20 protein-coding genes are annotated in these 22,247 nt (G+C 64.7%); 7 read left to right on the plus strand and 13 right to left on the minus strand.

The genetic code is table 11. From position 1 onward, the window contains the following. The first annotated feature begins 172 nt into the window (after nucleotides 1-172). The 3 genes from ABIC09_RS24985 (at nucleotide 173) to ABIC09_RS24995 (ending at nucleotide 4,538) form a co-directional block, all read left to right on the plus strand. The gene (locus ABIC09_RS24985; RefSeq protein ID WP_354110923.1) at nucleotides 173-898 is read left to right on the plus strand and encodes a thermonuclease family protein; all 726 of its coding nucleotides are present in this window, start codon (nucleotides 173-175) and stop codon (nucleotides 896-898) included. A gap of 106 nt (nucleotides 899-1,004) precedes the next feature. Beyond that, nucleotides 1,005-2,192 (plus strand): pyridoxal-phosphate-dependent aminotransferase family protein, encoded by a 1,188-nt coding sequence (locus ABIC09_RS24990; RefSeq protein ID WP_354086478.1) that lies wholly within the window; start codon nucleotides 1,005-1,007, stop codon nucleotides 2,190-2,192. 240 nt (nucleotides 2,193-2,432) lie between these two features. Next, nucleotides 2,433-4,538 (plus strand): S9 family peptidase, encoded by a 2,106-nt coding sequence (locus ABIC09_RS24995; RefSeq protein ID WP_354110924.1) that lies wholly within the window; start codon nucleotides 2,433-2,435, stop codon nucleotides 4,536-4,538. Between the two features lie 56 nt (nucleotides 4,539-4,594). On the opposite strand, the gene ABIC09_RS25000 is transcribed toward ABIC09_RS24995, so the two are convergent. The 6 genes from ABIC09_RS25000 to ABIC09_RS25025 all read right to left on the minus strand — a co-directional run bounded on the left by ABIC09_RS25000 (nucleotide 4,595) and on the right by ABIC09_RS25025 (nucleotide 11,009). Further along, the gene (locus tag ABIC09_RS25000; protein WP_354110925.1) at nucleotides 4,595-5,686 is read right to left on the minus strand and encodes an SMP-30/gluconolactonase/LRE family protein; all 1,092 of its coding nucleotides are present in this window, start codon (nucleotides 5,684-5,686) and stop codon (nucleotides 4,595-4,597) included. Between the two features lie 84 nt (nucleotides 5,687-5,770). Further along, on the minus strand, nucleotides 5,771-6,490 hold the full coding sequence (locus ABIC09_RS25005; protein ID WP_354110926.1) for a ribonuclease activity regulator RraA: 720 nt from the start codon (nucleotides 6,488-6,490) through the stop codon (nucleotides 5,771-5,773). A gap of 130 nt (nucleotides 6,491-6,620) precedes the next feature. Further along, nucleotides 6,621-8,357, minus strand: coding sequence for an L-arabinonate dehydratase (gene araD, locus ABIC09_RS25010; protein WP_354110927.1), 1,737 nt, complete (start codon nucleotides 8,355-8,357; stop codon nucleotides 6,621-6,623). Next, entirely contained in the window at nucleotides 8,354-9,217 is an 864-nt protein-coding gene (locus ABIC09_RS25015; RefSeq protein WP_354110928.1) for an ABC transporter permease, read from the minus strand. The genes araD and ABIC09_RS25015 overlap by 4 nt, the downstream gene beginning before the upstream one ends. Before the next feature lie 11 nt (nucleotides 9,218-9,228). Next, nucleotides 9,229-9,990: an ABC transporter ATP-binding protein gene (locus tag ABIC09_RS25020; protein WP_148755898.1), complete on the minus strand. Its 762-nt coding sequence runs from the start codon at nucleotides 9,988-9,990 to the stop codon at nucleotides 9,229-9,231. Further along, nucleotides 9,990-11,009 (minus strand): ABC transporter substrate-binding protein, encoded by a 1,020-nt coding sequence (locus tag ABIC09_RS25025; protein ID WP_354110929.1) that lies wholly within the window; start codon nucleotides 11,007-11,009, stop codon nucleotides 9,990-9,992. The genes ABIC09_RS25020 and ABIC09_RS25025 overlap by 1 nt, the downstream gene beginning before the upstream one ends. 94 nt (nucleotides 11,010-11,103) lie before the next feature. On the opposite strand from ABIC09_RS25025, the gene ABIC09_RS25030 reads away from it, so the two are divergent. From ABIC09_RS25030 to ABIC09_RS25040, 3 genes are all read left to right on the plus strand, one after another. After that, complete coding sequence (locus ABIC09_RS25030) at nucleotides 11,104-11,808, plus strand: GntR family transcriptional regulator (protein WP_354036289.1); 705 nt, start codon at nucleotides 11,104-11,106, stop codon at nucleotides 11,806-11,808. Between the two features lie 193 nt (nucleotides 11,809-12,001). Beyond that, on the plus strand, nucleotides 12,002-12,421 hold the full coding sequence (locus ABIC09_RS25035) for a response regulator (protein ID WP_354110930.1): 420 nt from the start codon (nucleotides 12,002-12,004) through the stop codon (nucleotides 12,419-12,421). After that, the gene (locus ABIC09_RS25040) at nucleotides 12,399-15,995 is read left to right on the plus strand and encodes a PAS domain S-box protein (RefSeq protein WP_354110931.1); all 3,597 of its coding nucleotides are present in this window, start codon (nucleotides 12,399-12,401) and stop codon (nucleotides 15,993-15,995) included. Before ABIC09_RS25035 ends, ABIC09_RS25040 begins: the two co-directional genes overlap by 23 nt. Nucleotides 15,996-16,145: 150 nt before the next feature. Here the strand turns inward: ABIC09_RS25040 and ABIC09_RS25045 are convergent, their stop codons facing one another. Then, the gene (locus tag ABIC09_RS25045) at nucleotides 16,146-16,781 is read right to left on the minus strand and encodes a response regulator transcription factor (RefSeq protein ID WP_148756727.1); all 636 of its coding nucleotides are present in this window, start codon (nucleotides 16,779-16,781) and stop codon (nucleotides 16,146-16,148) included. A 176-nt stretch (nucleotides 16,782-16,957) separates the two neighbouring features. On the opposite strand from ABIC09_RS25045, the gene ABIC09_RS25050 reads away from it, so the two are divergent. Further along, nucleotides 16,958-17,260 (plus strand): hypothetical protein, encoded by a 303-nt coding sequence (locus tag ABIC09_RS25050; RefSeq protein ID WP_354086486.1) that lies wholly within the window; start codon nucleotides 16,958-16,960, stop codon nucleotides 17,258-17,260. 54 nt (nucleotides 17,261-17,314) lie between these two features. Here ABIC09_RS25050 and ABIC09_RS25055 read toward each other — a convergent pair whose 3' ends face one another. From ABIC09_RS25055 to ABIC09_RS25080, 6 genes are all read right to left on the minus strand, one after another. Further along, nucleotides 17,315-17,818, minus strand: coding sequence for a response regulator (locus ABIC09_RS25055; protein ID WP_148756725.1), 504 nt, complete (start codon nucleotides 17,816-17,818; stop codon nucleotides 17,315-17,317). A 142-nt stretch (nucleotides 17,819-17,960) separates the two neighbouring features. Further along, nucleotides 17,961-18,278, minus strand: coding sequence for a PilZ domain-containing protein (locus tag ABIC09_RS25060; protein WP_128963451.1), 318 nt, complete (start codon nucleotides 18,276-18,278; stop codon nucleotides 17,961-17,963). Between the two features lie 2 nt (nucleotides 18,279-18,280). Then, nucleotides 18,281-19,150 (minus strand): CheR family methyltransferase, encoded by an 870-nt coding sequence (locus tag ABIC09_RS25065; RefSeq protein WP_354110932.1) that lies wholly within the window; start codon nucleotides 19,148-19,150, stop codon nucleotides 18,281-18,283. A gap of 34 nt (nucleotides 19,151-19,184) precedes the next feature. After that, nucleotides 19,185-19,574, minus strand: a complete 390-nt coding sequence (locus ABIC09_RS25070) for a response regulator (protein WP_148756723.1) — start codon at nucleotides 19,572-19,574, stop codon at nucleotides 19,185-19,187. 36 nt (nucleotides 19,575-19,610) lie between these two features. Beyond that, entirely contained in the window at nucleotides 19,611-20,084 is a 474-nt protein-coding gene (locus tag ABIC09_RS25075; RefSeq protein WP_354110933.1) for a chemotaxis protein CheW, read from the minus strand. A 27-nt stretch (nucleotides 20,085-20,111) separates the two neighbouring features. Continuing rightward, on the minus strand, nucleotides 20,112-22,247 hold a 2,136-nt coding region (locus ABIC09_RS25080; RefSeq protein WP_354110934.1), incomplete at its 5' end, for a hybrid sensor histidine kinase/response regulator.

Here is a 22,247-nt window from a genome sequence, read left to right on the forward strand (position 1 = left end):
GTCCCGGCTCAGCGGAGCGGCGTTGCACGTCGCACCGCGTCCGGGACACGAGCGCCATTCGTTCAATGACGGGAAGTTGAAAGCCTCTCCGTCAGGCATGTGCTGGCCGGGCGGCCCAAAGCCGACCACAATTGCGGGGCTAATCGAGATTTTCCCGAACCTTCGGACCGGCATGTTGCGAAAACTCCTGATTGCGCTGTCTCTGCTCGCTGTGCCGTCGCTGGCGCAGGCGGCTGACGTCACCGGCACCGCCAAGGTCCGTGATGGCGATTCCGTCCTGATCGGCAGCACGCGGGTCCGGCTTGGCGGCATCGACGCGCCGTCGGCCGACCAGCTTTGCCTCAACAACAAATCCGAGCGCTGGACTTGCGGCGCGGCAGCGCGCGACGAGCTCGCCAAATACACCGAGGGCAAGAGCTGGGTCTGCCATGCCCGCTCGATCGACCGGCGCGGCCGCACCGTGGCGCGCTGCGAGGTCGGCGGCGAGGACATCCAGAAATGGCTGGTGCGCAGCGGCTGGGCGCTGTCCTACGCCCGCGTCTCCCACGATTACGACGCGGACGAGGCTGCCGCACGTGAGGCAAAAGCCGGGATGTGGCAGGGCGCCTTCATCGCCCCCTGGGACTGGCGCGTGCGCAACAAGAAGACGACGATTTTGGGCGCCACCAAGCCGCCCGAAGGCGCCCATGCGGTGCTGCTCGCCTCGGCCTCGGGGCCGGTCGCGCCCTCGCCGGACTGCACCATCAAGGGCAACGTCAACACCGCCGGCGAGTGCATCTATCACACCCCGAACAGCCGCTGGTACACCCAGATCAAGATGAAGATCAGCAAGGGCACACGCTGGTTCTGCTCGGTCGAGGAGGCCGAGGCCGCCGGCTGCCGCGAGACGAAGCGATAACCCACCTCAGACCTGCATTTTACGTGCTTTTCTCAGGCTGCGCCGCCGCGTAGAAGAGTGAATCAGCGACCCACCAGACAGTCTTCACGACACAAGGAAGATAGCAATGACCGTTCGCGCGGGCCGGGAATTTCTGGCCATCCCCGGGCCCACCACGATGCCCGACGCGGTGCTGCAGGCGATGCATCGTCCGGCGATCGACATCTACTCCAGGGAGATGCTCGACCTGACTGAAAGCCTGCTCCGCGACATCTCGAATCTGTTCGCGACCAAGGGCAAATCCTACATCTACATCGCCAACGGCCACGGCGCCTGGGAAGCCGCGCTGAGCAACGTGCTGTCGCGCGGCGACAAGGTGCTGGTGCTGGAGAGCGGACGGTTTGCGATCGGCTGGGGCAATGCGGCCGCGCTGATGGGCGCCGAGGTCGAGGTGCTCAAGGGCGACTGGCGCCGTGCGGTGCGGCCACACGAGGTCGAGGAGCGGCTACGCCGCGACACCGAGCACAAGATCAAGGCCGTCGTCGTCGTCCAGATCGATACGGCCTCAGGCGTGCAGAACGACATCGAGGCGATCGGCAAGGCGATCAAGGCGGCCGGCCATCCCGCGCTGTACATGGTCGACACCGTCGCCTCGCTCGGCTGCATGCCGTTCGAGATGGACAAATGGGGCGTCGACGTCGCGATGTCCGGCTCGCAGAAGGGCCTGATGACGCCGCCCGGCCTCGGCTTCGTCTCCGCGAACGCGCGTGCGCTGGAAGCCCACAAGAAGGCGAACATGGCAACGCCCTATTGGAGCTGGAGCGAGCGCGAGGGCACCGAGAACTATCGCAAATATGCCGGCACCGCGCCGGTGCATCTGTTGTTCGCGCTGCGCCAGGCGATTGACCTTATTCACGAGGAAGGCCTGGAGAACGCGTTCCGCCGCCACGCCCTGCTCGGCGAAGCCGCGCGGCGGGCGGTCGGCGCATGGACTGAGGGCCAGGTGCTCGGCTTCAACGTCGCCGAACCGCATGAGCGCTCCAACACCGTGACCACAGTGACCATGACCACCGGCCACGATCCCGCGGTGCTGCAGCGTTATTGCAAGGAGAAGTGCGGCGTCGTGCTCGGCACCGGCATCGGCGATCTCTCGGGACAAGCTTTCCGCATCGCCCATATGGGCCATGTCAACGCCCCGATGCTGCTCGGCACGCTCGGGGTCATCGAGGTCGGCCTCAACGCGCTGAAGATCCCGCACGGCAAAGGCGGGCTCGAGGCGGCGGTGGCGTATCTCGGCGAGCAGGTGGCGGCGTAGGCTTCTTCGCCTCTCCCCGCGTGCGGGGAGAGGCCGGAATGGGCGCGCTTCCGCGCGCATTCCGGGTGAGGGGGACTCTCCGCGAACTCAACTCTCACCTCCCTCGCGGAGACTCCCCCTCACCCCACCCTCTCCCCGCAAGCGGCGAGGGAGCCGACCGCCGGTGCAAGCGGCCTTCTTTAAATCCCCCACATTCGATCTGATATAGAGGCCAGACACGCCCCTATATCGAGGATCGATTTGCCCAAAACCAGCAAAACCAGCACCGCTCCCGTCGCTCCGCGCCGGCCGCATTCCTTCACCCACCACGGCATCACTGTCGCCGACGACTATGCCTGGCTGAAGGACGCAAAATGGCAGGAGGTGCTGCGCGAGCCCAAGGTGCTCGATCCCGACATCCGCAAATATCTGGATGAAGAGAACGGCTACACCGAGAGCCTGCTCGGCCACACCGCGAGCTTGCAAAAGACGCTGGTGCGCGAGATGCGCGCCCGCATCAAGGAAGACGATTCCAGCGTGCCGTCGCCGGACGGACCGTTCGCGTATTTCCGCAAATTCCGCGAGGGCGGCCAGCACGAGCTGTTCGGCCGCATGCCGCGCGAGGGCGGCGAGGGCGATATCGTGCTCGACGGCGATGCGCTGGCAAAAGACCACAAATACTTCAAGTTCGGCGGCAGCCGCCACTCGGACGATCACAAGCTGCAGGCCTGGAGCGCCGACACCAAAGGCTCGGAATATTTTACGATCCGCGTCCGCGACTGGGCTACGGCCAAGGACCTCGACGACGTCATCGAGGAGACCGACGGCGGCGTCGTCTGGAGCAAGGACGCGAAGTCCTTCTTCTATGTGAAGCTCGACGACAATCACCGCCCGATGCAGGTGTGGCGGCACAGGCTCGGCACCAGGCAGGCGGACGACACGCTGGTCTATGAGGAACAGGATTCCGGCTGGTTCACCCATCTGCATGAGAGCACCAGCGGCCGCTTCTGCGTGATCGCCGGTGGCGACCACGAGACGAGCGAGCAGCGGCTGATCGATCTCACCCATCCGGAAGCGCCGCCGCGCCTTGTCGCAGCGCGCCAAGAGGGCGTGCAATATTCGCTGGCCGATCGCGGCGACGAGCTCTTCATCCTCACCAATGCCGACGACGCCATCGACTTCAAGATCGTCACGGCACCGCTCGCCTCGCCCGAGCGGAACAACTGGCGCGACCTGATCCCCTATCGTCCCGGCATCTACATCATCGATCTCGATCTCTATGCCGGCCATCTGGTGCGGCTGGAGCGCGCCAACGCGCTGCCTGCGATCGTGATCCGCGACCTCAAGACGACGGAGGAGCACGCCATCGCGTTCGACGAGGCCGCCTATTCGCTCGACACGATGGGCTCCTACGAATTCGACACGACAAATTTGCGCTTTGCCTATTCGTCGATGACGACGCCGTCGGAGGTCTACGACTACGACATGGCCAAGCGCACGCGCACCTTGCGCAAGCGCCAGGAAATTCCGTCCGGGCACGTTGCGAGCGACTACGTCACCACCCGCATCATGGCAAGGGCGCAGGACGGCGCCGAGGTGCCGGTCTCGATCCTCTATCGCCGCGGGCTCAAGCTCGACGGCGCGGCGCCGCTGCTGCTCTATGGCTACGGCTCCTACGGCATGGCGATGCCGGCCTCGTTCAGCGCCAACCGGCTGTCGCTGGCCGACCGCGGTTTCGTCTACGCCATCGCCCATATCCGCGGCGGCGCCGACAAGGGCTGGGGCTGGTATCTCGACGGCAAGCGCGAGAAGAAGACCAATTCGTTCGATGATTTCGCCGCCAGCGCCCGCGCGCTGATCGACGCGAAATATACCAGCGCCAAGCGTATCGTCGGCCATGGCGGCTCGGCCGGCGGCATGCTGATGGGCGCGGTCGCCAACCGTGCCGGCGAACTATTCGCGGGCATCGTCGCCGAAGTGCCGTTCGTCGACGTGCTCAACACCATGCTCGACGACACGCTGCCGCTGACGCCGCCCGAATGGCCGGAATGGGGCAACCCGATCGAGAGCGAAACGGATTTTCGCACCATCCTGTCCTACTCGCCCTACGACAACGTCGCGGCAAAAGACTATCCGGCGATCCTGGCGATGGGCGGCTTGACCGATCCGCGTGTCACCTACTGGGAGCCCGCCAAATGGATCGCCCGCCTGCGCGCGACCATGACCGGCGGCGGTCCGGTCCTGCTCCGCACCAACATGGGCGCCGGCCATGGCGGCGCCTCGGGACGCTTTGACCGGCTCGATGAAGTCGCGATCGTGTATGCGTTCGCGCTGTGGGCGGCGGGAATGGCGGAGGCGGAGGGCTGACCTCTCCCTCTCCCCGTTCTTACGGGGAGAGGCAAAGGGCACCGTCGCTTCGTGCCTCACACCGCCCCATGCGCCTCCACATAAAGCGCGTAGATCGAGTGGCAGCTCGCCATGTAGAGGCGGTTGTTCTTCGGCCCGCCGAAGCACAGATTTTCGCAGCGCTCGGGCAGCTTGATGAAGGCGAGCGCCTTGCCCTCGGAGCTGAACACCATGACGCCGTCGAGATCCTCCGACTTGCCCTTGAGCTGGTAGACCTTGCGGCCACCGACATCCGTTGGCTCGGACTGCAGTGCGCCGTTGGAGCCCCAGCCGCACCAGAGATTGCCGTCGCGGTCGACGCGAAAACCGTCGAGCGAGCCCTGGTCGGCGGCGTCGATCAGCTTGGTCTTGCCGCTGAGGCTACCGTCGTCGCCGACATTGTAGCTCCAGATGCTGCGATTGGGCGTACCCTTCCACTCGACGACATAGAGTTTCTTCTCATCCGGCGAGAAGGCGATGCCGTTCGGATTGACGAGGTCGGTGAGCACGGCGGTGAGCTTGCCGTCCCTGGCGATGCGGTAGACGTTGGTGGTGGCCTGCTCCGGCTTCTCCTTCTTGCCCTCCCACTCGCCGGCAATGCCGAAGATCGGATCGGTGAACCAGATGCTGTCGTCGGACTTCACCACGATGTCGTTCGGCGCGTTCAGCCGCTTGCCCTCGAACTTGTCGGCGAGCACTGTGATCTTGCCGTCCTTCTCGGTGCGGGTGATACGGCGCGTGACCGAGTGCTCACAGGTGACAAGCCGGCCCTGACGGTCGCGCGTATTCCCGTTGGCGTAATTGGCGTTGGCACGGAACACGCTGGTCTGCCCGGTCTTCTCGTCGAACTTCATGATCCGGTTGTTGGGAATGTCGGAGAACAGGAGATAACCGCCTTCCGGGAAATAGACCGGACCTTCGGCCCAGCGCAGGCCAGTCGCGACCTGCTCGAGCGTCGAGGAATAGAGCCGGTATTTTGCAAAACTCGGGTCGAGGATCTGGACGGCAGGGTCCGGATAGCGCTGAGCGGGCGTGAACGGAAACGATTGCGCACCGGCCGCGCGGGCAAGCAGCGTCGAAGCCGCCGCCGCGCCGGCGCTGGACAAGAGATTGCGTCGCGTGAAAGTCATAGGAGTCCTCCCTGCTTGATAAAAGGCCGGCACTTGATGTGGCCGGCCTGTTTCTTGACGTGATCGGTTTTGGCGCGAACGGCCTTACCGGCCATTCTTCTTCCGCCATTCCGCGAAGTCGGTGAGCGTCTGCGGGTCGGTCGCGGGATAAAGGCCGAAAATGCCGCGGCCCTTGCCGACCTCCTCGGTGACGAAATCCTCGAATGCCGTCATCTCGAAGGTTTCATTGGCGATCTCATCGGCGAGATGCGCGGGGATGACGATGACGCCGTCGGCATCGCCGAGGACGACGTCGCCGGGAAACACCGGCGCATCGCCGCAGCCGATGGGAACGTTGATCTCGATCGCCTGATGCAGAGTCAAATTGGTCGGCGCGGAGGGGCGATGATGGTAGGCGGGAATGCCGAGCTTGGCGATCTCGGCGGAATCGCGAAAGCCGCCGTCGGTGACGACGCCGGCGACGCCGCGCTTCATCAACCGCGTCACCAGGATCGCGCCGGCCGAAGCCGCGCGCGCGTCCTTGCGGCTGTCCATCACCAGCACGCTGCCTGCCGGGCAATCCTCGACCGCCTTGCGCTGCGGATGGGAGTGATCCCTGAAGACGTCGATGGTGTTGAGATCCTCGCGCGCCGGCATGTAGCGCAGCGTGAAGGCCTCGCCGACCATGGTCGGCTGGTCGCGGCCTAGGGGATGCACATCCTGGATCATCTGGATGCGCAGGCCGCGCTTGAACAACGCAGTGGCGACAGTGGCGGTGGAGACGGTCTTGAGCTTGTTGCGGGTGGCTTCGCTAAGTTTGGGCATGATGTGCTCTCTCTGATCGTCATTCCGGGACGCGCCACTTGGCGCGAGCCCGGAATCCATTTGGCCTCACATGTTGCGGCTCAATGGATTCCGGGGCTCATCGCTTCGCGATGCCCCGGAATGACGGGGGTTAGTAAATCGAAGGCTCGCCGACCGGCGCGCCGAAATCAGTCTCGAGGAAGTCGAAGTCGCAGCCGTCGTTGGCTTGCTTGATGTGCTTGGTGAACATCCAGCCGTAGCCGCGCTCGAAGCGGCGCTCGGGCTGCTTCCAGGCGGCGCGGCGCTTGTCGAGCTCGGCCTCGGGCACATCGAGATTGATGGTGCGCGCGGCGACGTCGAGCGTGATACGATCGCCGTTCTGCACCAGCGCCAGCGGGCCGCCGATGTAGGCCTCCGGTGAAACGTGCAGGATGCAGGCGCCATAGCTGGTGCCGCTCATGCGCGCATCCGAGATGCGCACCATGTCGCGCACGCCCTGCTTCACGAGTTTTGTCGGGATCGGCAGCATGCCCCATTCCGGCATGCCCGGTCCGCCCTGCGGGCCCGCATTGCGCAAGATGAGGATGTGATCCTCGGTGACATCCAGATTGGGATCGTCGATCGCCTTCTTCATCGACGGATAGTCGTCGAACACCAGCGCGGGACCCGTGTGCTTGAGGAAGCGCTGCGCGCAGGCAGAGGGCTTGATGACGCAGCCGTCGGGCGCGAGATTGCCCTTGAGCACGGCGAGCGCGCCTTCCTTGTAGATGGGATTGTCCACGCTGCGAATGACATCGGCATTATGCACCTCGGCGCCGTCGATGTTCTCGCCAAGCGTCTTGCCGCTCACCGTGATGCAGTCGAGATGCAGATGGTCCTTGATCTGGCCCATCAGTGCCGGCAGGCCGCCGGCATAGAAGAAATCTTCCATCAGATAGGCATCTCCGCTCGGGCGGACGTTGGCGATGACGGGCACCTTGCGGCTCGCGATCTCGAAATCGTCGAGGCCGATGTCCTGGCCGGCGCGGCGGGCCTGTGCGATCAGATGGATGATGGCGTTGGTGGAGCAGCCCATCGCCATCGCGACCGCGATTGCGTTCTCGAAGGCCTTGCGGGTCTGGATCGTCTTCGGCGTCAGATCCTCCCACACCATCTCGACGATGCGGCGGCCGCATTCAGAGGCCATGCGGATGTGGTTGGCATCCGCGGCGGGAATCGAGGAAGCGCCGGGCAGCGTCATGCCAATGGCTTCGGCAATCGCGGTCATGGTCGAGGCCGTGCCCATGGTCATGCAGGTGCCGTAGCTCCGCGCAATGCCGGCTTCGATGTCGAGCCAGTCCTTGTCGGAAATCTTGCCGGCGCGCCGCTCGTCCCAGTATTTCCAGCCGTCCGAGCCGGAGCCGAGCGTCTTGCCCTTCCAGTTGCCGCGGAGCATCGGGCCTGCCGGCAGATAGATCGCCGGAATGTTCATCGAGGTCGCACCCAAGAGCAGCGCCGGCGTGGTCTTGTCGCAGCCGCCCATCAGCACGACGCCGTCAACCGGATGGCTGCGCAGCAGCTCCTCGGCCTCCATCGCCAGGAGATTACGATAGAGCATGGTGGTCGGCTTCAGCAGCGACTCCGACAGCGACAGCGCCGGCAATTCCACCGGCAGGCCGCCGGCCATCAGGATGCCGCGCTTGACGTCGTCGACGCGCGACTTGAAGTGCATGTGGCAGGGCTGCGCGTCCGACCAGGTGTTGATGATCGCGATGCACGGCCGATCCTTCCACTCCTCCGGGGCGTAGCCCATCTGCATGGCGCGGGAGCGGTGGCCGAACGAGCGGAGATCATCGGGCGCGAACCAGCGCGCGCTGCGAAGCTGGTCGGGTGCTTTCTTCTTGATCATGATTGGGTGCCCCATTTCTGGACGGTGTTCCGCTCGATGGCGCGGAAGATCAGGTTCTCGACAAAGAGCCCGATGATAATCACCGTCAAGAGGCCCGCGAACACTGCGGGTATGTCGAGCAGGTTGCGGTTCTCGAAGATAAACCAGCCGAGCCCGCCCTGGCCCGAGGACACTCCGAACACCAGCTCGGCGGCGATGAGCGTGCGCCAGGCAAAGGCCCAGCCGATCTTCAGACCCGTGAGGATCGAGCCGAAGGCCGCGGGAATCAGGATCTTTGCGACATAGGGCAGCCCGCGCAGGCCGTAATTGCGGCCGACCATGCGCAGCGTGTTGGACACGCTCTTGAAGCCGGAATGGGTGTTGAGCGCGACCGGCCACAGCACCGAATGGATCAGCACGAAGACGAGACTGCCATTGCCGAGGCCGAACCAGATCAGCGCCAACGGCAGCAGCGCGATCGCCGGCAACGGGTTGAACATCGCCGTCACCGTTTCCAGGAAGTCGGTGCCGATGCGGGTCGAGATCGCGAGCACGGTGAAGATCGCAGCCAGCACGATGCCGGCCGAATAGCCCATGAACAGCACCTTCAGCGAGGTCCAGGCCCGCATTGGAATAGTGCCGTCCTTCACGCGGTCGGACAGCGTCGCGATGGTGTCGTGCAGCGTGGGAAACAGCAGGGGGTTGTCGAGGTAAACACCGTAAGCTTCCCAGATCGCGGCCAGAAACAGGATGATGACGGCCTTGCGAACAAAGCCGTCGTTCCACAGCAGCTCGGCCACACTCAGCTTGCGCTCGACCTCACCCGTGCCACTGACGGCAGCGACCGGCGCATGACGCAGCAAAATCTTCACTTCGCCCATGAGCGGCTCCCCTAGTGCGCGGTGGCTTCGCCGGCGAACAGGAGATCGTGAATCTCCTTTTCGAGCCGGCCGGCGCTGCCGTCGTCATTGCCCACCTTGTCGACGTCGACCACCTCGGCCTTGACACGGCCGGGATGCGGCGACAGCAGCAGGATGCGGTTGCCGATGCGGATCGCTTCCGCGATCGAATGCGTCACGAACAGCACGGTGAACCTGGTTTCGCTCCAGAGCTGAAGCAGCTCGTCCTGGCAGGTCCGGCGCGTCAGTGCGTCGAGCGCTGCGAAAGGCTCGTCCATCAGCAGGATGTCCGGCTCCATCGCCATGCCGCGCGCGATCGCGACGCGCTGCTTCATGCCGCCGGAGAGCGTGTGCGGATAGGCGTCGACCACGCGGGTGAGGCCGACCTTCTCGATATAGGCCCGCGCCCGCGCTTCAGCGTCCTTGCGCGACAGCTTTCGCGCGGTCAGCAGCGGGAACATCACATTGGCGAGAACGCTCTTCCAGGGCAGGAGCTGGTCGAATTCCTGAAAGATCATCATGCGGTCGGCGCCGGGGCCGCGGATCTCGCGATCGCCGATCGTCATGCGGCCCTCGCTCGGTGACATGTAGCCGCCGACGGCCTTGAGCAGGGTCGACTTGCCGCAGCCGGACGGTCCGAGCAGCACGAAGCGGTCGGACTTGTCGACGGTGAAGCTCACCCTCTCCGTGGCGGTGACGACGGCGCTGGAGGTCTTGTAGCGCAGCGTCACCCCACTGACGTCGAGCAGTGCCATCAGTTGCCCTTCAGGTCGTGCGCGACGGGGAGATAGTAATCGGTCCAGGCCTTGGGCTGGGTCTTCAGCGTGCCGGTCTTGTAGAGGTGGGCCGCGAACTTCATCGTGCCCTGCGGCTCGAGATTCCATTCCATCATGCCGGGTTCTTTCAGGAGATCGAGCAGCTCCTCCACCGAGGTCTTGTCGCCGGTGATCTCCTTGTAGATCTCGACCGCCTGCTTGGTATCGCTGCGGATCAGGTCCTGCGCTTCCTTGGTCGCGTCGCGCACGGCCTGGATGATTTTTGGATTGGCGTCGGCGAATTTGGTGGTGGTGAAGAACTGCGCCTGGCTGAGCGGGCCGCCCATCACGTCAGGCGAGTTCAGCACGATATGCGCGCCCGGCACGTTCTTCAGCTCGAGGAACGTGAAAGGCGGGATCGAGAAATGGGTGTGCACCTCGTGCTTGGGATTCGACAGCGCCGCATAAGCATCGGGATGGCCAAGCTGCACGGTATTGGCATCGAGCTTCGACCATTGGTCGGCGCCGAAGGCCTCTGCCGCCGCAATCTGAAGCACGATCGCCTGCGTCGAGACTTTCACGGTCGGCACCGCGATCTTGTCGCTCGGGCCAAAATCCTTGATCGACTTGATGTTGGCGTCACGGCTGATCAGCGTCATCGGCTGCGCCGAGGTCGCGACGATGCCCTTCACGCCGCCGCGGGTGCGATCCCACAGCAGCAGCAGATTGCCGGTGCCGGTGTTGAGAATGTCGACGCCACCTGCGAGCAGCGCATCGGTCTGCGCGCCGCCGCTGGAGAAGGTCACCCATTTGGTGGTGACGCCGGGCACGCCGAGCAAAGCCGCGTGCTTCTCGATCAGCTTCTGCTTCTCCATGATGTGGCTCGGCATGTAGAAAATGCCAGGCTGCCGCGACAGGGAGATCTCGGATTTCTGCTGCGCCTGCGCGGGCGAGGTCGACAGGACTGCCGCGGCGATCAGGGCGATGACTGCACTGCCACGCTGGAATTGCTTGATCATTGTTGTTCGTTTCCTCCGGCCGGCATTGACGCGCAACCGGGCTGATGCCCTAATGCATTAGTGTATCAAAGGCAAGTCCGCCGGAGCCGCAGCCATGGAATCAGCCCATCCCGTGCCGCGCGCGGCCGCCCGGCTCGACCGAGCCCGGCAGGCCGCGCCGCAGGTGTTCGAGCGGCTGCGCAATGCGATCATTGCGCTGGAATTGCCGCCCGGCGCGCCGCTGTCGCGTGCAGAGCTGGCCGGCCAGTTTGGCGTCAGCTCAACGCCGGTGCGCGACGCGCTGATGCGGCTCGAGGAAGAAGGCCTGGTCGACGTATTTCCGCAGCACGCGACCGTAGTCAGCCAGATCGACGTCGACCGCGCGCAACAGGCGCATTTCCTGCGCCAGGCGCTGGAGCTGGAGATCGTCCGGCTCCTTGCCGACAAACCTGATCCTGCCCTGATCATTCGGCTGGATCACGCCATTGCGTTGCAACAGCAATTCGCGAAGGCCGGCGACTTCGAGGCCTTCATTGCCGGCGATAATGATTTCCACGCCCAGCTCTATGCCGCCGCCCGGAAGCAGGACCTTTGGATGCTGGTGCGAAGCCGCAGCGGACATATTGACCGGCTGCGCCGGCTGCATCTGCCCTCGCCCGGCAAGGCCCAGAACATCGTACGCCACCACAAGCTAATCACGCGTGCAATCGAGGCGAAAGATGCCCAGGCTGCGCAGCAGCATCTGCGCAAGCATCTATCAGGCACGCTGAGCGAGCTGGATAGGATCCGCGAGCGCTATCCCGAATATCTCTCCGACTAGGCGGGCACCGAGGACCAGGCGGGCATCATTTGCACGCAGACATGCATATGACTTGCACGCAACCCCGGCGATCACACGTCGCAATGGGCGCGAAGTGCTTGCAGGCCAGGCACGATCCGCGCAACAGTTCCGTATTTGATGCTTTGATTTGGGTCGCAGGGAACTTCCCCCGCCCGATCCGGAGGTTTTTGACGTGGCCAACATCCTGATCGTGGATGACGACCCGGCCGTCCAGCTTACGATACGCCTGCTGTTGGAGCGGGCCGGTCATCACGTGACGGTCGCCGGCGACGGCCGCAAGGGGCTCGTCCTGTTCGAGGGCGGCCAGTTCGACCTGCTGTTCCTCGACGTCTTCATGCCCGGCATGGACGGGCTGGAGACGATGCGTCACGTGCGGGCGCTCCAGCCTGCTATACCGATCATCGTGATTTCCGGCCGCTCGATCACGCCGGACGCCTATGCGGAGCCCGACTTCCTGAAGATGGCGATCAAGCTCGGCGCGGTCGCCAGCCTGCAGAAGCCGTTCCGGGCGGATGTGCTGCTGGCGATGGCCGACCGTTGCCTGAAGTCGGGCGAGCCGGCGGGGCCCAATGTCAGCACCAGCCGCCAATGACAAGGGCCTTCGTTCCGTTCCAGGCCCGAACAGGCGCGGCCATGCGGGAAGCGGAGCGAATATTCCCATGAGGCTCGCAACGCGGCTCACGATCGCGATGATCCTGCTGGTGGCGGTGACCGTGGCCGCAGTGGGGTGGCTGGGCTATCGCAACACGACCCAAGCCGTCATTCCGCGGGTCCTGGAACGCGTCGAAGCCCAGTCACGCCTCCTGGCGACCAATCTTGAATCCTACGTTGCCGGAGCCCGCGGCGATCTCCTCGGCTATCGCTCCGCCGCAGCCATCAATGGCCTGATCCGCGCCCATATCGCAGGCGGCATCGACACTCTCGACGGCGTTTCCGAGCAAACCTGGCGCGAGCGCATCGCAGCGCGCCTCGCGGCCGAGATCGACGCCAAGCCCAGCTATGGGCAGTTTCGAATTATCGGCCTTGATGACGATCAGCGCGAGCTGGTCCGCGTCGATCGCTCCGGCCCGAACGGAACGGCGCGGATCGTCCCCAATAGCGAACTGGAGCGCAAGACCGAGCGAACCTATTTTCAGGACACAATGCGACTGGCGCCGGGCGAGGTCTATGTTTCTCCGGTCGATCTCGCCAGCCGCCACGGGGGAACCGCGGACCTTCACATTCCGACGTTGCGGGTCGCGACGCCGCTGTTCACGCCGGACGGCAAGCCGTTCGGCATCATCATCGCCAATATCGACATGCGCCGGGCACTGGACAGTGTCCGCGCGACCACGAGCACAGGGGGAGAAATCTACGTCGTAAGCTGGCGCGGCGATTATCTCGTCCACCCCGATCGTGCGCGGGAATTCGGCTCAATGCGCGGCCATCCCACCGACTGGCGCCAAGACTTTCCATTTTTTGCAGCGCTGGCCGGCAAGCTCGACGGATCCACCCATCTGACGACCGACGGATCGGGCCGGCCGAGCGGCGCGGCGATCGCGCCAGCACTGCTTGCAGGCAAGGAATGGATCGCGGTCGTCGAAACGATCCCCCCGCCCGTGTTCGGCCGGGTGCCGGCGGCCATTCAAAAGACCTCCTTGCTCGTCGGCGTACTTGCCGTGCTCGCCGCGGCTGCGCTCGCGGTGCTCCTGGCGCGCTCCTTGACGCGCCCGATCGGGCGTCTCACCGAAGCTGTGGAGGCCATCGGCAGCGGACGGCCGGCAGACATCCCCGTCGATGCCGGCGGCGAGACGGGCGTGCTGGCGCGGGCCTTTGCCCAAATGGTCGAAGAGACCCGGGTGAAAACCGCCGCGCTCGAACGCGAGATCGAGGACCATCGCCGCACCGAGGCCGCGCGAATCCATCATGAAGCGCGTGAGCGCCTGTTCAGTGCCGCGGTCGAGTCATCCGACGATGCGATCGTGATGCAATCGCTCGACGCCGTCATCACCGGCTGGAATCCTGCCGCCGAACGTCTCTACTTCTATTCGGCGAACGAGGCGATTGGGAAGTCCACCTCGATCATCGTCCCGACCGACCGCCGCGAGCAGGGCAAGGATATTTTGCAGCGTATCGCCCGGGGCGAGCCGATCGAGCGCTTCGAGACGGTGCGCCTGCGCAAGGACGGCACGCCGGTCGAGATCTCGCTCAGCCTGTCGCCGATCAGAGGGCCGTTGGGCGAGATCATGGGTGCCTCCGGGTCCGCGCGCAGCCTGACTGAAGCGCGGCGCGCGGAGCGGGCGCTACAGCAGCAACTGGAGGAGCGGCGGCAGCTTTTTGACACCTCGCAGGATCTGATCATGATCATGAACTCGCGGGGCCACATCGCGCAGATCAGCCCGAGCTGTGAGACCGTGCTCGGCTACAAGCCCGACGAGATGATCGGCCGCAGCGGCGTCGATTTCATCCATCCCGGCCATCTCGACCAATCCCGCGAGGAGATGCGCGCACTCCGGCGCGGCGGACATCCGAAGCTCGCCGACACGCGGTGCATTCACAAGGACGGCCACGAGGTCTGGCTGTCCTGGCTCGGCAATTGGTCGGATCAGGCCAAGCGTTTCTTCTTCGTCGGGCGCGACATGACCGAGGCGAGGCACGCCGCCGAATCCTTGCGTGACAGCGAGCAGCTTGCGCGCAACATCGTCGAGACCGCGCTCGACGCCTTCGTCCAGACCGACGATCGCAGCACCATCCAGAACTGGAGCTCGCGGGCCGAGGAGCTGTTCGGCTGGCGGCGCGACGAGGCGCTGGGCAAGAACGCGGTCGACCTGATCGTTGCGGAAAGCGAGCGCGAGAGGGTCAAGGCCGGCCTCGCCCGCTTCCTCGAATCCGCGGATGGCCAGACCCTCAACCGCCGCCGCGAGCTCATGGTCCGACGCCGCGACGGCAAGGAGTTCAAGGCTGAGCTGAGCGTCACGGCGCTGCGGCGCCGCGAGGGCGTCTTGTTCAACGTGTTTTACCGTGACCTCACCGACAAGATCGCCTCCGAGGAGCGTATCCGCCATGCCGAGAAGATGGAGGCGGTCGGCCAGCTCACCGGCGGCGTGGCGCACGATTTCAACAATATCCTCACCGTGATCACCGGGACGATCGAGATCCTGGCCGATGCCGTGGCCAGGGATCCGGGGCTTGCCGCGATCACGAAGATGATCGACGAGGCCGCTGGCCGTGGCGCCGAGCTGACCCAGCATCTGCTGGCCTTCGCACGCAAGCAGCCGCTGCAGCCGCGCGAGATCGACATCAATTCGCTGATCATCGACACCGCAAAGCTGCTGCGGCCGACACTGGGCGAGCAGATCCAGATCGAATCCGTGTTCGAGGACGAGAGCTGCGTCGCCGTGGTCGACCCGAACCAGCTCACCACGGCGATCCTCAACCTCGCGCTCAACGCGCGCGACGCGATGCCCGGCGGCGGCAAGCTAATCGTGGAGACGGGCGCCGCCTATCTCGACGAGGTCTATGCCAGCGTCAACGACGTCAGGCCCGGGCACTACGTGCTGATCGCGGTGAGCGACACCGGCACCGGCATTCCTTCCCATATGCTGGCGCGCGTGTTCGACCCCTTCTTCACCTCGAAGGGCCCGGGCAAGGGCACCGGGCTCGGGCTCTCCATGGTCTACGGCTTCATCAAGCAGTCCGCGGGCCACATCAAGATCTACAGCGAAGAAGGCCACGGCACCACGATCAAGATGTATCTGCCGCCGGGCAAGACACCGACGCCGGTCGCCGATGGCGTGATGCCAGCCTCAAGCGAGGGCGGTCACGAGACTATCCTCGTGGTCGAGGACGACCGGCTGGTGCGTGACTACGTGCTGGCCCAGCTGCATTCGCTCGGCTACGTCACCCTGCAGGCCGCCAATGCCGCGGAGGCGCTCACCATCGTCGCGAGCGGCAAGCCGTTCGACCTGCTGTTCACCGACGTGATCATGCCCGGCAAGATGAACGGACGGCAGCTCGCCGACGAGGTGCTGAAGACGCTCCCCGACCTCAGGGTGGTCTACACGTCGGGCTATACCGAGAACGCGATCATCCATCACGGCCGGCTGGATTCAGGCGTGCTGCTGCTGGCGAAGCCCTATCGAAAATCCGATCTGGCGCGGATCATCCGCAAGGCGCTGCAGGCGTAAGGCGCTATCTCGTGTCCCGGACAAGGCGCAGCGTGCAACGCTGCAACGCAGAGCCGGGACCCAGAACTGTCAGCCGTGGAGTTGGAGAGATGGGCCCGGCTCAGCGGCGCATCATTTCATGATGCACCGCGTCTGGGGCACGAGACCATTTTACGACGCGCGCTGGGCCGCGGTCATCACGATGCGGATCAGATCGGCGGCATTGCGGGCGCCGAGCTTCTTCATGATGTTGGCGCGGTGATCCTCGATGGTGCGCGGGCTGATGCCGAGGGTGCGGCCGGCTTCCTTGTTGGAGGCACCGGCGGCGAACTGCTCGAGCACCTCGCGCTCCCTGCGGGTCAGCGGCTCGCGTCCGGGGAAATGCAGCGAGCCGAACTTCGGCGATGCGTTCTCCGACTGCCGGCGCGCATAGGCGCCGATCGCTTCGTCCAGCCGGCCGACGATCTCGCTGCCGCGGAACGGCTTCTCGATGAAGTCGAGCGCGCCGCTCTTGATGGCGCCCACCGCCATCGCAATGTCGCCCTGGCCGGAGATCATGAAGATCGGCGCGGGATAGTCTTCGCCGTGCAGCTCCTTGAGAATATCGAGGCCCGATTTTCCGGGAATGTGCACGTCGAGCAGCACGGCAGCCGGCGTCCGGCTTCGCGCGACGGAGAGCAGTGCTGCGCCGTCCGCAAAACAGATCACCTCATACCCCGACGCCTTCAACACCATCGACAGGGTGTCGCGAACAGCCGGGTCGTCATCGACCACGAAGATCTCACCACGGGAGGTTTGTTCGACCATGTGCCATGTCCATTCGCCAAGGCGATTACCAAGTCCGTTCGGCGTTCAAGGACTCGCGTCCGCACCTAACGTTATGGCTTTCGGCGCAGATTCGACCCACCCCGCATTTGTACGGGACATGAACTTAACGCACAAGTAGCGCCATGGTGCCTTATTGCGGGGGACGGAGAATATCCATGCTAAATTACGCCGGCACACCCCCGCTCGCCGCGATGGCTGAAACCGACAGCCGTCAGTTGATCACGGCCGAACTTCGCTCCCTGATCGCGCGCATCGATATCAGTATGCGCCTGATCGACGCGGCGATGGAGCCGGATGACGATAGCGCTATCTTGAGCGCTATCTCGGGTTCCACCGAGATTGTCGTGCTCGACGACGTCACGCCCCGTTATGCCACGGCGAGCGCCGCTCTCAACGCCTGCCGGGCCGAGCTCGGCCGGGCCCTTCAGAAGCTGTCGGAATCTGGTAATCCGGACTAGGCAGCAATCAGCGCAGCCGATTTGCCGCAGCCGCTTGCATGGCAGCTCCGCGCCTCAGGCGCGGTGCCGCTCCACGATCGCGTCGGTCGCGACGCCGCCCCAGGTATGGATCGTCGGCAGCCCCATCGCCGTCTTGCCGAGATTGGCGAGGCTGATGCGCAGCGCCGCGAGATCCAACGGCTTCGGCAGGCTCTGAAGCTCGATCCCGACCGAGCGGGCGAAGCTGCGGGCGCCGCTGCGGCGCTTGCCGTCCATGCCGCTGATGACGATCACGGAGCCCGTGAATTTCGCCGCCGCCATCTCGCGCAGCACGTCGATGCCGTCGCCATCCTCCAGCACGAGATCGAGCGTCACGCAGTCGAAGCGCGCCGCGCGCAGCTTCTCGATGGCTTCCGCGACCGACGGCGCAACGACGACTTCGTGGCCGGCCTGCTTGGCGGCGACACTGATCAGGCTGCGCTGCGTGGCGTCGTCATCGACCACCAGGAGCTGAAGCGCGCGCCGTTCGGCGACGTCGGGAAGGTTTGACGGGATAGGGGAGAGAGAGCTTCTTGGCATGGCCGGACCCTGAAATTGCGACCTGTCATTGATACACGGTGCGCGCTTAGGCCACGTAAAGCCGGGCCTGCAAATTCGTTCGGATGTTTTCAGAAAATGTGAAGCAACGCCTCGGGAAGGAGCAACACGCTGCGTGTCGCGATCACGCCACCGCATCATGGCCGCTGGCCGCGCCGCGCTTCTTGCGATTCTTGCCGCGCAGGAACTGGATGTCCATCTCGGCGCCGTTGACGCGCACCAGCTCGCAGCGGCGATAGGCAAGGCCGGTGGACGACAGCAGCAGGAAGAACTCCTTGAGGTTCAATCCCTGGATCGAGCCTTCCACCGTGAGGATGGCATCGGTATCGGAAATCGCATTGAGGGTGCAGTCGCGCCGCCACGTGCCGTCGATAGCCATGATACAGACATCATAGCCCCGACTGAATGTGACGCGCTCTGCGCCCTTGCCATCCTCGGCCATGCCTATCGCCCTGCCATCGCGACCATCCGCGGCGCCGCGGCACCGGCCGCCGCAGCGGCACGCGGATCGTTCGGCCTGTAGAGGCCACGACGATCGGCAATCGGCCTGAACGTATCGGTCAGTCCGACCACGGTCTCCGCAGCGCCGAGCACCATGAAGCCGTCGGGCTCGATCTGGCGCGCCAGGCGGTTGAAGATGTTGATCTTGGTTTCCTGATCGAAATAGATCAGCACGTTGCGGCAGAAGATGACGTCGAAAGTACCGAGATGGGAGAAATCCTGCAGCAGATTGAGCTGCCGGTGCTGGATCATCGCCCGCAGATCGGGATTGACCTGCCAGGTCTCGCCGGTCTGCTTGAAATATTTCATCAACATCTGGATCGGCAGGCCACGCTGCACCTCGAACTGGCTGTAGACGCCGGCCTTGGCCTTCTCCAGCACTTCCTGAGAAAGATCGGTCGCGATGATCTCGACGCGCCAGCCGGTCAGGCCCGCGCCCATCTCCTTCAGGGTCATCGCGAGCGAATAGGGCTCCTGCCCGGTCGAGCCTGCGGCGCACCAGATCCGCACGCTGCGGCGGCTGGCGCGGGCCTTGAGAACTTCCGGCATGATGGTGTCGCGGAAATGGTCGAACGGGACCTTGTCGCGGAAGAAGAAGGTCTCGTTCGTGGTCATGGCTTCGACCACGCTGGTGATCAGCGCGCTCGAGCCGCCTTGCAGCTTCTGCACCAGATCGGAGATACCGGAGAGCCCGGCCTTGCGCGCAAGCGGCAGCAGACGGCTTTCGATCAGATATTGCTTGTCGGCGGACAGATCGAGACCGGAGCGCTCTTTCAGCAACTTACGCAGATACTCGTAGTCGGGCGGATTCACAGGATACCTCTTGACGCTACTGGCAGGTGTATTTTCAGGCAGCTGTCTCTTCTTCGCGCTCGACCAGCCCGACCTCTTGGAACTTCGCCAACACGATTTCCTTGTCGAACGGCTTCATGATGTACTCGTTGGCACCGCCGCCCATCGCCTTGGTGATGTGGTCGATGCCGTTCTCGGTGGTGCAGAACACGACCTTGGGCTCTTCGCCACCGGGCATGCGGCGCAGCGTGCCCAGGAACTGGAAGCCATCCATTACGGGCATGTTCCAGTCGAGCAGGATGGCTTCCGGCATGGCCTTCTTGCAATGAACCAGCGCCTCGACGCCGTCTTCCGCTTCAATGACTTGAAAGCCCAGCGCTTCGACGATGCGACGGGCGACCTTGCGAACGATGCTGGAATCGTCAACCACCAAACAGGTCTTCATCTTCGTTCTCCGGCTCTAAATGTCTTTCGTGAAAGTTCAGGCAGCCATTTGCATTTCGGTCTTGAGCTCGAGGACGCGATCGACGTCGAGGACGACCATGAGCTGGCCGTCGAGACGGTGGACACCGCCGGCGAGCTTGGCCATGCGGGGGTCGAGGTTGACGGGGTTGTCTTCCTTGCCGTCCTCGGACAGCCGCAGCACCTCGCCGATCTGGTCGATCAGGAGGCCATAGGATTCGCCGCGCAGGTCGACGCCGACCGCCATCGGCACCTTGCCGTCCTCGGGCTTGGGCAGGCCGAGGCGGGCGCGCATGTCGACCACGGTGACGATGCGGCCGCGCAGGTTCAGCACGCCCGCGATCTCGCGCGAGGACAAGGGAACGCGGGTGACGCGCTCGGGCATGAACACGTCCTGGACGCGGGAGATCGGCAGGCCGAACAGCTGGCCGCCGATCATCGCGGTGACGTACTCGACCATGGCGCCTTCGCCGATCTGCATCTTCTTGCTCATCTCGGTCTCTCCTGATCCCTAAAGCCGTTACGCCGCCGCCCGGCTCAGCTCGGAGGCGCCGGCGGCGCCCGCGGTCTGTTCCTTCAGCGCCGCGATCAGGCCGGGACGGTCGAACTTGGCGACATAGTCGTGGAAGCCGGCCTGCCGGCCGCGCTCGATCGCTGCCGGCGACACCAGCGCGGAGAGGCCGATGATCGGCATCGCGCCCAGATTGCTGTCGGAGCGGATCACTTCGGCGAACTCGAACCCGTTCATGTCGGGCATCTCGATGTCGGTCAGCACCACGTCGAAGCTCTGCGCACGCAGCGCCGCCAGGCCCTCCTGCGCGGTCGGCGCGGTGCGGACGCGGTAGCCGGCCGCTTTCAGCACCGGCGCCAGCATGTTGCGGAAGAACGCCGAGTCGTCGACCAGCAGCACCGACTGCGAGTGCATCGACGGCTTCATCTCCTTGCGGGTGAACCAGTCGGCGAACGCCATCGGGAGGAAGTGGCCGACGTCGATCACCTCGGTGGCCTGGCTCTTGATCACGGCCGAGCCGAGGATGCCGGAGGACGAGCCGCCGACCTCGATGTTGAGCCGTTCCTCGACGATGTCGATGATCTCGTCGACGACGAGGCCCATGGAGCGGCCGTCGTCGGCGAACACCAGGATCGGCTGGGCGCCCTGGCTGGCGACGGTGACGCCGTCCATGGCCACCAGCGGCATCAGCTGCTCGCGGTACTGCACCATGTAGCGGCCGTTACTGAACTCGATCTTGTCGGCCGGGAGCTCCTCCAGGCGGGTGACGAGCCCGAGCGGGACCGCCTTGGGCTGCGACGAGCCGGCGCGGAACACCAAGAGCGAGGTGGTCTGCTCGCCGCTGCCGATGTGGTGCGCGCCATTGTCGTCGGCCATGTCATGGGCCGAGGAGCCGGCGGCGCCGAGCGCTTTGGCAATGCCGTTGGGGTCGATGATCATGATCACAGCGCCGTCGCCCAGGATGGTGTTGCCCGAGAACATGTCGATGTGACGCAGCTTCGTCGACATCGGCTTGACCACGATCTCTTCGGTGTGGAACACGCCGTCGACGACGATGCCGAAGGTCTGGCTGCCGACCTGGGTGACCACGATGAAGCCGTTCTCGGGATCGGAGGCCGCGCCGTCGTCGATCTTCAGGAGCTTCTTCAGGTGGATCAGCGGCAGCAGCTTGTTGCGCAGGCGCAGCACCGCGGTGTCCTTGATGCGCTCGATGCGGTGCTCCGAGTTGGCGCGGGCCCGGACCAGCTCGACCACCGCGAGCTGCGGGATCGCAAAGCGGTCGCCGGCGGCTTCCACGATCAGGGCGGAGACGATCGCAAGCGTCAGCGGGATCTTGATGGTGACGGAGGAGCCTTCACCGGCGACCGACTTGATGTCGATGGTGCCGCCGATCTGGTCGATATTGGTGCGGACCACGTCCATGCCGACGCCGCGCCCCGACACCGAGGTGATGGCGGCCGCGGTCGAGAAGCCCGGGGCGAAGATGAACTTGTGGATCTGGGCTTCCGACATCTTCTCCAGCTCGGCCTCGGTGGCGAGACCGGAGGAGACGGCCTTGGCCTTGATCCTCTCGGTGTTGAGGCCGCGGCCGTTGTCGGCGATGCAGATGATGATGTGGCCGCCCTCGTGGTAGGCGGAGAGCCGGATGGTGCCCTGCTCGCCCTTGCCGTTGGCGGTGCGCTCGGCGGGGGTCTCGAGGCCATGGTCGGCGGAGTTGCGCACCATGTGGGTGAGCGGGTCCTTGATCAGGTCGAGCACCTGGCGGTCGAGCTCGGTGTCGGCGCCGTGCATCTCCAGCTCGATCTGCTTGCCGAGCTCGCTCGAGAGGTCGCGGACGATGCGGGGCAGCTTCTGCCAGGCATTGCCGATCGGCTGCATGCGCGTCTTCATGACGCCTTCCTGCAGCTCGGCGGTGACGTTGGACAGGCGCTGCAACGGCACCTTGAACTCGGTGTCCTCGTTGCGCCTTGAGATCTCGAGCAGCTGGTTGCGGGTCAGCACCAGCTCGGAGACCATGGTCATCAGATGCTCCAGCGTATCCACGTTGACGCGGATCGACTGGTTGGCGATGCGGTCGCCTTCGCTGGCGCCCTCGTCGGCCATCGACTTCTTCGGCGCGGCCTTCTCCCTGGGCGGCTTCGCAGC

The organism is Bradyrhizobium sp. S3.12.5 (assembly GCF_040548225.1).
GTDB classification, from domain to species: Bacteria; Pseudomonadota; Alphaproteobacteria; order Rhizobiales; family Xanthobacteraceae; genus Bradyrhizobium; species Bradyrhizobium cytisi.